This window comes from Schaedlerella sp. (assembly GCF_056796775.1).
The window spans coordinates 39,827-51,554 of record NZ_JBQIKP010000007.1 but is presented as its reverse complement, the minus strand read 5'-3'; the positions used below and the strand labels follow the sequence as shown (position 1 = coordinate 51,554).

At 49.8% G+C, this 11,728-nt stretch carries 13 protein-coding genes and 1 tRNA gene; 13 read left to right on the top strand and 1 reads right to left on the bottom strand.

The window, feature by feature from the left end; all coding sequences use genetic code 11:
* The first annotated feature begins 112 nt into the window (after positions 1-112).
* The 4 genes from ACTOY7_RS05355 to ACTOY7_RS05340 all read left to right on the top strand — a co-directional run bounded on the left by ACTOY7_RS05355 (position 113) and on the right by ACTOY7_RS05340 (position 4,218).
* Entirely contained in the window at positions 113-469 is a 357-nt protein-coding gene (locus ACTOY7_RS05355) for a hypothetical protein (RefSeq protein ID WP_300884524.1), read from the top strand.
* Positions 470-568: 99 nt separating this feature from the next.
* Entirely contained in the window at positions 569-2,140 is a 1,572-nt protein-coding gene (cls, locus tag ACTOY7_RS05350) for a cardiolipin synthase (RefSeq protein ID WP_160281929.1), read from the top strand.
* A gap of 262 nt (positions 2,141-2,402) precedes the next feature.
* The gene (locus ACTOY7_RS05345; protein ID WP_160281930.1) at positions 2,403-3,677 is read left to right on the top strand and encodes an adenylosuccinate synthase; all 1,275 of its coding nucleotides are present in this window, start codon (positions 2,403-2,405) and stop codon (positions 3,675-3,677) included.
* Positions 3,678-3,996: 319 nt separating this feature from the next.
* Positions 3,997-4,218 (top strand): hypothetical protein, encoded by a 222-nt coding sequence (locus ACTOY7_RS05340; RefSeq protein WP_160281931.1) that lies wholly within the window; start codon positions 3,997-3,999, stop codon positions 4,216-4,218.
* On the opposite strand, the gene ACTOY7_RS05335 is transcribed toward ACTOY7_RS05340, so the two are convergent.
* A complete protein-coding gene (locus ACTOY7_RS05335) occupies positions 4,219-4,425 on the bottom strand; it encodes a hypothetical protein (RefSeq protein WP_160281932.1) in 207 nt (68 codons plus the stop codon).
* 245 nt (positions 4,426-4,670) lie between these two features.
* Here ACTOY7_RS05335 and ACTOY7_RS05330 point away from each other — a divergent pair, with 245 nt between their 5' ends.
* The 9 genes from ACTOY7_RS05330 to ACTOY7_RS05290 all read left to right on the top strand — a co-directional run bounded on the left by ACTOY7_RS05330 (position 4,671) and on the right by ACTOY7_RS05290 (position 11,713).
* A complete protein-coding gene (locus ACTOY7_RS05330) occupies positions 4,671-5,186 on the top strand; it encodes an SEC-C metal-binding domain-containing protein (protein WP_160281933.1) in 516 nt (171 codons plus the stop codon).
* 89 nt (positions 5,187-5,275) lie between these two features.
* On the top strand, positions 5,276-5,593 hold the full coding sequence (locus ACTOY7_RS05325; protein ID WP_160281955.1) for a DUF1540 domain-containing protein: 318 nt from the start codon (positions 5,276-5,278) through the stop codon (positions 5,591-5,593).
* Between the two features lie 118 nt (positions 5,594-5,711).
* The gene (locus tag ACTOY7_RS05320) at positions 5,712-7,091 is read left to right on the top strand and encodes an AI-2E family transporter (protein WP_394682704.1); all 1,380 of its coding nucleotides are present in this window, start codon (positions 5,712-5,714) and stop codon (positions 7,089-7,091) included.
* Positions 7,069-7,995: a homoserine O-acetyltransferase MetA gene (gene metA / locus ACTOY7_RS05315; protein WP_160281935.1), complete on the top strand. Its 927-nt coding sequence runs from the start codon at positions 7,069-7,071 to the stop codon at positions 7,993-7,995. The genes ACTOY7_RS05320 and metA overlap by 23 nt, the downstream gene beginning before the upstream one ends.
* 50 nt (positions 7,996-8,045) lie before the next feature.
* Positions 8,046-8,201, top strand: a complete 156-nt coding sequence (locus ACTOY7_RS05310; RefSeq protein ID WP_160281936.1) for a hypothetical protein — start codon at positions 8,046-8,048, stop codon at positions 8,199-8,201.
* A 157-nt stretch (positions 8,202-8,358) separates the two neighbouring features.
* Positions 8,359-10,479 carry an anaerobic ribonucleoside-triphosphate reductase gene (nrdD, locus tag ACTOY7_RS05305; RefSeq protein ID WP_160281937.1) on the top strand — a complete coding sequence of 707 codons (2,121 nt, stop codon included), beginning with the start codon at positions 8,359-8,361 and terminating at the stop codon, positions 10,477-10,479.
* Between the two features lie 2 nt (positions 10,480-10,481).
* On the top strand, positions 10,482-10,970 hold the full coding sequence (gene nrdG / locus ACTOY7_RS05300) for an anaerobic ribonucleoside-triphosphate reductase activating protein (RefSeq protein ID WP_394682701.1): 489 nt from the start codon (positions 10,482-10,484) through the stop codon (positions 10,968-10,970).
* Positions 10,958-11,470 carry a dCTP deaminase/dUTPase family protein gene (locus tag ACTOY7_RS05295; protein ID WP_300884580.1) on the top strand — a complete coding sequence of 171 codons (513 nt, stop codon included), beginning with the start codon at positions 10,958-10,960 and terminating at the stop codon, positions 11,468-11,470. Before nrdG ends, ACTOY7_RS05295 begins: the two co-directional genes overlap by 13 nt.
* 170 nt (positions 11,471-11,640) lie before the next feature.
* Positions 11,641-11,713, top strand: a tRNA-Val gene (locus ACTOY7_RS05290).
* The last annotated feature ends 15 nt before the right edge of the window (positions 11,714-11,728 follow it).

The window sequence follows — 11,728 nt, the reverse complement described above, 5'->3', positions numbered from 1 at the left end:
ATGGAATGCGGCTCAAAAAAAGATTGTGATGAAAAAAGATTGTAATTATGATTAAAAAGTATTAGAATAGTAAATGATTTAGTCACGGTAGGGAAGAAAGGAGAGCTCTGTTTTGAAAAAGAATTTTAAATGGCTGACAGCCCTTGCTGTTGCGGGTACCGTAATCGGACTGATAATTGCTTATTTTATGCGGAAAAACGATGAGATATCTGATTTTGATGAGGACGATTTTGATGAGGACGATGATTTTGACCTGGACGGAGACTTAAAGCCTGTTTCCGAAAGGGAATATGTTCCGCTGAACAAAGCGGCCGACATTGCGGCGCGTAAAGCGGAGACCGAAGCAGAAGAGAACGGTGATAAGGCCCGCGGGGACGCTTCCGGCGAGAAGGAGACGCCTGCGGCAGAAGAGTCCAGAGACCAGGAAGAAGCGGCCGAAGAGGATGCTTCTGAGAAGGTACAGATCTGACATGATTGATGAGATCCCTGAGAGCCTTTGCTCCAAGGGATTTTATCTGTTTTTGCGCAGAGTTGGAATTTCTTGTGGTCCGCAATGAAAGGATGTTTTATGGAGTACAATATTGCCGTAAAGGCAGGGAAAAAAGCAAAAAAGGGCGTGCTGCGCGTGATATTCAGCCGGACCGCGCTGATCCTGCTGCTGATCCTTCTGCAGCTGGCAACCTTTGCCGGACTGCTCACGATCCTGAAGGATTATATGGTCTATATTTATGGCGTGATTCTGGTAGTGCAGGCAGGTGTGATCATCTACATTATGAATGAGCAGACCTGTCCTGAATTCACCCGGACATGGATCCTTCTGATCCTGATCTTTCCAGTGTTCGGATGTGCCTTTTATGTCTACGCGAAGCTGGAGCTGGGCACCCATTTTGTGGGAGAGCAGCTGAAAAAGCGGCAGATGGAGACGTGGCCGTATCTCAATCAAAAAAAGAGTATCCTGGAGGATCTGCGTTCCAGCAAGCCGGCCAACGCCAATCTGGCCCATTATATGAACCGGTCGCTTCATTTCCCGGTATACCGCAATACAAAGGCGACTTATTTCAGCTGCGGGGAGGAAAAATTTCCGGCTCTGATCGAACAGATGAAGCAGGCGAAGAGATTTATCTTTCTCGAATATTTTATTGTAGCCGAGGGATATATGTGGGGCTCGATCCTGAAGGTTCTCAAGGAGAAGGCGGCACAGGGACTGGATGTGCGTTTTATGTACGACGGCATGTGCAGTATCTCGCTCCTTCCCTATAATTATCCGAAAATGATCGAAAAATACGGAATCCGCTGCAAGATGTTCAGTCCCATCCGCCCGGTGCTTACTACTGCGCAGAATAACCGGGATCACCGGAAGATCTGTGTCATAGACGGAAAAGTCGGGTTTACCGGGGGGATCAACCTGGGGGACGAGTACATCAACCGGCAGGAGAGGTTCGGTTACTGGAAGGATACCGCAGTTATGCTGGAGGGAGACGCGGTGCAGAGCCTGACTATGCTGTTTCTGCAGATGTGGAACGTGACGGAGCGTAAGCCGGAGCATTATGGACGGTATCTCACGAAGCCGGCGGGGAAGCTTCGCCGGGAGCTGGGCTTTGTGATGCCTTACGGGGACAGTCCCTTTGACCACGAGGATGTGGGAGAGGAGGTGTACTGCCATATTCTGAACCATGCGAAAAAATATGTACATATCATGACCCCGTATCTGATCCTGGACAGCAAGATGATGGATGCGCTCTGCCGGGCGGCAAAGAGCGGGATCGATGTGAAGATCATCATGCCGGGGATTCCGGATAAGAAGTATGCGTTTGCTCTGGCAAAGACCTACTATAAAGAGCTGATCAAGGCAGGGGTAAAAATCTATGAATTTACACCCGGATTTGTGCACGCCAAGATTTTTGTGTCCGACAACGACACGGCCACCATCGGGACGATCAACCTGGATTACCGGAGCCTGTACCTGCATTTTGAGTGCGGTGTCTTTCTCTACAATAATCCGGTGGTGTGGGATGTGGAGCAGGATTTCCAGAATACATTGAAGCAGTGCCGCAGGATCTGTGTGGCAGATTTAAAAAAGATCAGTCTCGGAATGAGTATCATGGGCAGGAGCCTGCGGATGATCGCGCCACTGATGTAGGGAGGTTACTGTTCACACCCTTTGGGTGCTCCAGTAACAGTATCCAGCCTATTTTAAGTCGCCTTCGGCGAGAGGCTGGATATTATGGCAAATGTTACTTTATTGACCGGACGCCGCGCAGCAGGGTGCGCGACGCCGTGTGAACAGTAACGTAGGGAGGGCTCTGTCCTGAATTTTTACAAAAAATATTTTACAGATCGGGGAAATTATAGTATAATGCTTACGGCGCTTTGGAGAAGGAGCGCTAAAAGGAGGATCTGAAATGGTTAAAGCAGTAGTTGGAGCAAACTGGGGCGATGAAGGCAAGGGCAAGATTACCGATATGCTGGGGAAGGAATCGGATATCATTGTCCGGTTTCAGGGAGGTGCCAATGCAGGGCATACGATCGTGAATGATTATGGCAAGTTTGCATTGCATACTCTGCCGTCAGGTGTGTTTTACAGCCATACAACGAGTGTGATCGGAAACGGGGTCGCGCTGGATATTCCCAGGCTGTGCGGGGAGATACAGTCTGTTGTGGACCGGGGAGTGCCGTCTCCGAAGATCTTGGTGTCCGACCGGGCGCAGATCGTGATGTCTTATCATAAGCTGTTTGACGCGTATGAGGAAGAACGTCTCGGCGGAAAGTCATTTGGCTCGACCAAGTCCGGGATCGCGCCCTTCTATTCCGATAAATTTGCGAAGATTGGCTTCCAGGTCAGCGAGCTTTATGACGAAGCGCTGCTCAGGGAAAAGTCCGTCCGTGTGGCGGAACAGAAAAATGTGTTCCTGGAGCATCTGTATCACAAACCTCTGATCGATCCGGACGCGTTATATCAGGAATTGATGGAATATAAAGAGATGATTGATCCGTATGTAGGCGATGTATCCCTGTTTTTGCACAATGCCTTAAAGGAGGGGAAGAATATCCTGCTGGAAGGACAGCTGGGTTCTTTAAAGGATCCGGACCATGGGATCTATCCGATGGTCACATCCTCGTCCACGCTGGCAGCATACGGCGCCATCGGCGCGGGGATCCCGCCCTATGAGATCAAACAGGTCATCACGGTGTGCAAGGCATACTCCAGCGCGGTAGGGGCCGGCGCATTTGTCAGTGAATTGTTCGGTGACGAGGCGGAAGAACTCAGAAGACGGGGCGGAGACGGCGGAGAGTACGGCGCAACCACAGGGCGCCCCAGAAGAGTGGGCTGGTTTGACTGTGTGGCCTCCAAATACGGATGCAGGATGCAGGGCACGACAGACGTGGCATTTACAGTGCTGGATGTGCTGGGGTATCTGGATGAGATCCCGGTCTGCGTGGGCTATGAGATCAACGGTGAGGTGACGACGGACTTCCCGGTGACATACCTGCTGGATCAGGCAAAGCCGGTGCTGAAAAAGCTGCCGGGATGGAAATGCGATATCCGGGGCATCAAAACCTATGGGGATCTTCCGGAAAACTGCAGAAAATATATTGAATTTGTAGAGGAACAGATCGGATATCCGATCCGGATGATCAGCAATGGTCCGGGAAGAGAGGATATCATATACAGATAAGGAATCGAAAAGAGGCTTCCTGCGCTTCGGCAGTCAAAAAGACTGCGGACGGAGGCAGGTGTCTTTCAGGCTGGACGGATATTCCCCTGTAAAGAGGAATGTTGTCCGGCCTTTTTTGCTTAACAGGAAGCTTTAATCTCCGCATCGGTTGAAAATAATACAGATGTTTTGTTAAGAATTGTTAGAAAAATTTAAGAATTGAGTCACTTGCTTGTCACATTTGACTGCTAAGATGATACAGAAATGAATAAAGAGGAATATTTCCGGGGGGAGGGCATATAATAGTAAAGCTGGGGTTTATGCGCACAGGAGGTAATTTATGCAGCAGAAAATGAATAGAAAATCGGAGGATACCATGATATCGATGGAAGAGTATTTGAGAAAACGGAATGTGATCAAAGGAAGAGAACCGGAAGAGCAGGAGCGCGGAAAGGATCTACATAGCAGAGGCAAGAAGGAGCCAAAAGGGGAGGAAGCCGGCAAAGGGAATAACGGACAGTGGTATTCCATGCTGGCGCTGGCAGAACTGATGCTGATCTGATCAGTCATCATCATCCCGGTGGTTGAGCCGGGCAACGAGAATACAGGCATACAGCAGCACAGGCAGTAAGATCGTGGCTGCTACCGAGATCTTTAGCAGATCGTAGGACAGCGGGCTGTCTGACAGGGCAAAGATCAGAGTGCAAAGATACAAGGCGGCCAACAGGACGGCGCCGAGCAGGGCAAGAATTTGTTTGATATGTTTCATATGGGGAATTCTCCTTTATTGGTATTCGAGCAGCGAAAAGGCTGACAGTGATCGTGTGACGATATAGTTTGAATTATATCTGAATTTGCTGGAAACTTCAATCAGAAAATGAAAAGGGCATGGACAGCATGAAGAGCTTCCGGTGCCATTTATTATGCATATAGATTAAAATAAGAGTTTACGTAAGAATAAAATTAGTATATAATGATTAAGCGATTTATTTTATGATGAAGGAGTTAAGTACGATGAGTGATAAGAGTTTATTGGAACAATGGCGGGAGATGGCTTATGACCAGAAAAAGACGAGAGAGCAGTTAAAAAGCCTGTGGGATGCGTATTTTCAGGTGGAAAAGGGCGTTTATGAAAAGCTTTTGTCCGATCCGGACACGGAAGTAAAGGGGACGGTCAGGGAACTGGCTGAAAAATATAACATGGATGTTATGACCATGGTCGGTTTTCTGGACGGCATCAATGACAGCCTGAAGGAGGCGAATCCGATCGAGACCATGGAGGAGGATACAGAGGTCAGCCTGGCCTTCGACAAGGAGAAGCTGTATAAGAATATGGTGGACGCAAGGGCAGACTGGCTCTATGAGCTGCCCCAGTGGAATGACATCTATGATGAAGAGACGAGAAAGCGTCTGTTCCTGGAGCAGAGAAAGTCCGGAACCATCCGCAAGGAAAAGAAGATCGGCCGGAATGACCCGTGTCCCTGCGGAAGCGGTAAAAAATACAAAAAGTGCTGCGGAAGAAATGTTTAAAAACAGCCGAATGATCATGATATACAAAGAATATAACACAGAAAAACGGGCATAATGATACTGACTTTTATAATAAAGGAGGAATCATGATGCCGGAATTAAAATGTACCGTACAGACATGCAGGCACAATAAGAATTTCCTGTGTGACCTGGACCGGATCCAGGTCGGCGGGAGCGATGCCAAGCAGGCCAGGGAGACCTGCTGCGACAGCTTCCAGGAAAGATCGGGAGATACGTATTCCAATGTGACAGGAGAAGCTTCTGCTTCCACGAATATCCACTGCGAGGCGAAGGATTGTATGTACAATGAAAAGTGCGAATGCCATGCCGGGAAGATCAGCGTGGAGGGAAGCAATGCCTGCCGCTGCGAATCCACGGAATGCGCGACTTTTGACTGTAAAGGCTGAACGTAGTGACCGGAAGCGTTTTTGGGCTGTGAAGAACAGCGCTGCGGGAAAATCCAGGAGAAACTCCGGATTTTCCCGTATTTTTTCCGGCTGTATAAAAGGGATAGGAAGTTACAATATGAATCAGGATATGGATCAAAAAAATGAAAACGGCGAGGCAGCGGAGCAAAAAAGCGGATATTACATAAACCGCCCCAGCTTCGGCAGCAAGGAAAAGTCCAAGCTGCGGCAGCATCTTACGCGGGAGAAGTCATTGTTTATCGTGATCGTGCTGGTGATCATCTTTTATTTTACAATGCTGCGGCTGGATGATATTTCAAAGCTTTTGTGGATGGTCGTCCGTACGATCAAGCCCATCATCTACGGACTAGCCATCGCTTATCTGCTGAATCCCATCATGAAGTTTGTGGAGCAGCATTTGAGTCAGTTTCTCAAAAAAAGATTTCCAAAATTTGAAAAGGCGCACCAGGTCAGCAGAAGCGTGGGGATCCTGGCGGCAGTCATGTTTCTGATCGCTGTGATCGTAGCGCTGTGCAACATGATGATTCCGGAGCTGTACCGGAGTATCCGGGATATGGCCGTGACGGTGCCGGGGCAGCTCAATGATGCCTTGGACTTCATTACGAAAACGCTGGCCGGGGATTCCACCCTGGAGCAGATCTTTACCCGGACGCTGCGGGAGGTGACGGATCTGCTGCAGAACTGGATGAAGACGGACATGCTGACCCAGGCCAATGTGGTCATGACAAATCTGACAGAGGGCGTTATCAATGTGGTCAGCGAGCTGTTCAATGCGATCATCGGAATTATCGTTTCGATTTATGTATTGTTCAGCAAGGAGACTTTTTCCATGCAGACAAAAAAGATCATCTATGCATTATTCCGTCCGTCCCAGGCGAACATGATCCTGCATCTGACGATCAAAAGCAACGAGATCTTCGGCGGCTTTATCATTGGAAAGATCATTGATTCCGCAATTATCGGGGTTCTGTGCTTTGTCAGTCTGTCCATACTGAAGATGCCGTATACGCTTTTGGTGAGCGTGATCGTCGGCGTGACCAATGTGATCCCCTTTTTCGGGCCTTATATCGGCGCCATACCGAGCGCCATACTGATCATGCTGTCCGACCCGAAGATGGGTATCTATTTTGCGATATTTATCCTGATCCTGCAGCAGCTGGACGGGAATATCATTGGACCCAAGATCCTGGGCAATTCCACTGGGTTATCCGCGTTCTGGGTGGTATTTTCCATCCTGCTGGGTGGCGGACTGTTCGGTTTTGTGGGGATGATCCTGGGAGTACCTACCTTTGCCGTGATCTATTATATTGTACGGATGCTGATCAACCACAGACTGGAGGAGAAGGCTCTCCCCATGGATACAAACTGCTATGATGAGTACAGCTACGTGGATTCGGACGGAACCTACGTACACTCCAATGAAAATGAACTGAGGAAAGACGAGGAAAAGAAAAATGCCGATCAGAGTGCAAAATGACCTGCCGATCAAAGAAGTCCTGGAACAGGAAAATATTTTTGTCATGGATGAATACCGGGCGGCCCATCAGGAGATCCGTCCCATCAGCATCGGGCTTTTGAACCTGATGCCTTTAAAAGAAGATACGGAGCTGCAGATCCTGCGCTCCCTGTCCAATACGCCCCTGCAGACGGATGTGACATTTGTGCGGGTGTCCAGCCATGTGTCCAAGAACACGTCCACCAGCCATATTTACAAGTTTTATGAGCCCTTTGAGGCAATCAAAAAACAAAGGTTTGACGGATTCATCATCACCGGGGCTCCGGTGGAGCAGATGCCTTTTGAGGAAGTGGATTACTGGGAGGAGTTAAAGGAGATCATGGATTGGACCGTGACCAATGTAACCTCCACCCTGCATCTGTGCTGGGGAGCTCAGGCGGGGATCTACTATCACTATGGGATCGACAAGGCTCCCCTGGCGGAAAAAAAATTCGGGATCTTCCCGCATCACGTGCGGAACCGCAAGATCCCTCTGGTGAGAGGCTTTGACGATGTGTTTTACGCGCCCCATTCCAGGCATACGGAGGTGCCCCAGGCGTTGCTGGAACAGGATGAGCGCATGATGATCCTGGCGGATTCCGAGGAGGCAGGGGTCTTTTTGTGCATGGCAAAGGAGGGACGGCAGATCTTTGTTATGGGGCATCCGGAGTATGACCGGATGACACTGGACAGCGAGTATAAACGGGATCTGGGGAAAGGGCTGGAGATTCAGATGCCGGTTAATTATTATCCGGGAAATGACCCGAACAACAAGCCGAACCTGATCTGGCGGTCGCACGCCAATAACCTGTATTCCAACTGGCTGAACTATTATGTATATCAGGTGACTCCGTATGACCTGTACGGAGCGCCGGATTTCAGCTGACTTTGCACCGTTTGAATTGTTTAGATACGGAGGAAAGGAGGAGAATAAAAATGGAGGTATTAAAGTGTATGACAGCAAAAGAGGTTCTGAATTTAATTGACTGGTTAAGAGCGCAGGGGTTCGACAATGATAAAATTGTGGATTGTATTGAGACAGTAGAAGGCAAAAGAAAAGAGCCGGAACAAAAAAAGTCGGAACAGCAGTAAGGTTCAAAAATTTTCACTGATTTTTTGTGAAATTTGCAGGTTGACGGAAATACGGATAAGTGATACACTGTTAAATACTAACCACTTTATCTAGTGGGAAGCTTGAAAATAAGTACTAAATATAGGGATTTGCAGGATTTAACAGGAGGCGCGGGGCATGATCAGTGTAGTGAAGAAGGACGGCACAAAAGAGGATTTTAATGTGCAGAAGGTTGTTGTGGCGGTGAATAAATCTGCTTACAGGGCTTTGGTCACATTTACGGACGAGGAACTGGATTTTATCTGCAGGTTTGTGGAGGACCGGGTGAAGAAGATGAATGTATCGGAGATCCGGATCGCGCAGATGCACAATGTGGTGGAGAGTGCCCTGGAGGCCGTCAATCCGGCAGTGGCGAAGAGCTACAAGGATTATCGGAATTACAAGCAGGATTTCGTACAGATGCTGGATGAGGTTTATAAAAAGAGCCAGTCTATCATGTATATCGGAGACAAGGAAAACAGCAATACGGACAGCGCGCTTGTATCCACCAAGCGCAGCCTGATTTTTAACGAACTGAATAAGGAATTATATAAAAAGTTCTTCCTGACGGTGGAGGAGATCCAGGCCATCCGGGACGGCTACATCTATATCCATGACATGTCCGCCCGGAGAGATACCATGAACTGCTGCCTGTTCGATGTGCAGAATGTCTTGAGCGGGGGCTTTGAGATGGGGAATCTCTGGTACAACGAGCCTAAGACACTGGATACGGCCTTCGACGTGATCGGAGATATCGTCTTGAGCGCGGCGAGCCAGCAGTACGGCGGCTTTACGGTGCCCAGCGTGGACGAGATCCTGGAGCCTTATGCAGAGAAGTCTCACAAGAAGCTGATCCAGAAGTACCGGGATCTGGGACTGGCAGAGGAGAAGGTCCAGGAGGTGGCATGGAAGGATCTGGAGAAGGAGATGGAGCAGGGCTTCCAGGGATGGGAGTACAAGTTCAATTCGGTTTCTTCCAGCCGGGGCGATTACCCCTTTATCACCGTGACGGCAGGCACCCGGACCAGCGAATACGGCAAGCTGGTGACTAAGACCATGCTGGAGGTGCGCAAAAAGGGACAGGGCAAGGCAGGTCATAAGAAGCCGGTGCTGTTCCCGAAGATCGTGTTCCTCTATGATGAGAAGCTGCACGGGCCGGGAGGTCCACTGGAGGACGTGTTTGAGGCCGGGATCGAATGCTCCAGCAAGACCATGTATCCCGACTGGCTGAGCCTCACCGGTGAAGGCTATGTGCCCAGCATGTACAAAAAGTACGGGAAGATCATCAGCCCCATGGGCTGCCGGGCATTTTTGTCCCCCTGGTACGAGCGGGGAGGCATGGAGCCGGCTGATGAAAAGGATACGCCGATCTTTGTGGGAAGGTTCAATATCGGCGCCATCAGCCTGCATCTTCCGATGATCTTGGCAAAGGCCAGACAGGAGAGCCGGGACTTCTTTGAGGAGCTGGACTATTATCTGAACCTGATCCGCAAGCTCCACCAGAGGACCTATGATTATCTGGGAGAGATGAAGGCCTCTACGAATCCGCTGGCTTACTGCGAAGGCGGTTTTTACGGAGGGCATCTGGGATTGTATGACAAGATCAAGCCGCTGCTGAGATCAGCCACCGCATCCTTTGGGATCACGGCCTTGAATGAGCTGCAGCAGCTTTACAATAAAAAATCTATTGCGGAGGACGGAGCCTTTGCGCTGGAAACCCTGCGGTATATCAATGAGAGGGTGACGGAGTTCAAGAAGGAGGACGGGCATCTTTATGCCATCTACGGAACTCCGGCAGAGAATCTGTGCGGCGTGCAGGTACACCAGTTCCGAAAGAAATACGGGATCATTGAAAATGTATCGGACCGGGAGTATGTGAGCAACAGCTTCCACTGCCATGTCAGCGAGGAACTTACCCCCATCGAGAAGCAGAATCTGGAGGGGCGCTTCTGGAACTTAAGCAACGGCGGCAAGATCCAGTATGTGAAGTATCCGGTCAGCTACAATAAAGAGGCCATCCGCGCCCTGGTCCGCAGAGCCATGAAGAAGGGCTATTACGAGGGTGTGAACCTGTCGCTGGCTTATTGCGATGACTGCGGCCATGAGGAGCTGGATATGGATGTCTGTCCGGTATGCGGCAGCAAAAACCTGACGAAGATCGACCGGATGAACGGCTATCTTTCTTATTCAAGGGTCAAAGGCGATACCCGCCTGAATGAGGCGAAGATGGCAGAGATTGCGGAAAGGAAAAGTATGTAACCATGCAGTACCATAATATTACAAAGGATGATATGCTGAACGGGGAAGGACTACGGGTCGTATTGTGGGTGGCCGGATGTTCCCATGCCTGTCCGGGCTGCCATAACCCGGTGACATGGGATCCACAGGGAGGTCTGGAATTTGACGATGCTGCCCGGCAGGAGCTTTTTGCTCAGTTGGATCACAGCTATATCAACGGGATTACCTACAGCGGAGGAGATCCGCTGTATGCGGGAAACAGGGGGGCGATCGCAGGTCTGGCAAAGGAGATCCGCGCAAAATATCCGGACAAGACCCAGTGGCTCTATACCGGGTACCAGTGGGAAGAGATCAAAGGGGAACGGGCAGTACCGTTTCTGGATGTGGTCGTGGATGGCAGATATATAGAAGCCCAGAAGGATTCCCTTCTGCCCTGGCGCGGAAGCAGAAACCAGAAGGTGGTTGATGTACAAAAGAGTCTGAAGGCAGGAGAAACGATATGCAGAGAATAGCGAAATTTCATAAAGTCAGTGAGGAACAGTTTTTGAAGGACTGGGCGGATACCTTTCCGGAAAACAGCAGTGAGGACGCTCTTGCGGTCTATCAGGCCGTGAAGCTTCCGAGACGGGCGACGGCAGGCTCCGCGGGGTATGATTTTTATGCCCCGGTTCAGATTTTCCTGGCGCCCGGAGAGAACGTGAAGATCCCTACCGGGATCCGGGCGGAGATGGAGGCCGGCTGGGTGCTGAAATGCTACCCCAGGAGCGGACTGGGCTTCAAGTACCGGCTGCAGCTCAACAACACGGTGGGCATCATTGACAGCGATTATTTTTATTCCGATAATGAAGGGCATATTTTTGCAAAGCTGACCAATGATTCCAAAGAGGGGAAGACTGTGGAGATTGCCCCGGGGGAAGGATTCATGCAGGGGATCTTTGTGGAATACGGAATCACAACCGATGATGATGTGACCGACGTGCGCAACGGAGGCTTTGGAAGCACGACAAAGTAGAAAGAGGACGGATTCCGCTCACAAAGGCAGACGGATCTGAGTGGAATCCGGCCTCTTTTATGCCTTGAAAAAAAGATGCGAAAAAAATCGAAAAAAGTGTTGACAAGTTGGTTCTCTTAATAGTATAATAGCAAAGCGGGTTCGGGAAAGAGGAACCCACAGAGAGTTATGGGGTCTTAGCTCAGCTGGGAGAGCATCTGCCTTACAAGCAGAGGGTCATAGGTTCGAGCCCTATAGGCCCCAGGATTTTCTCAAAAG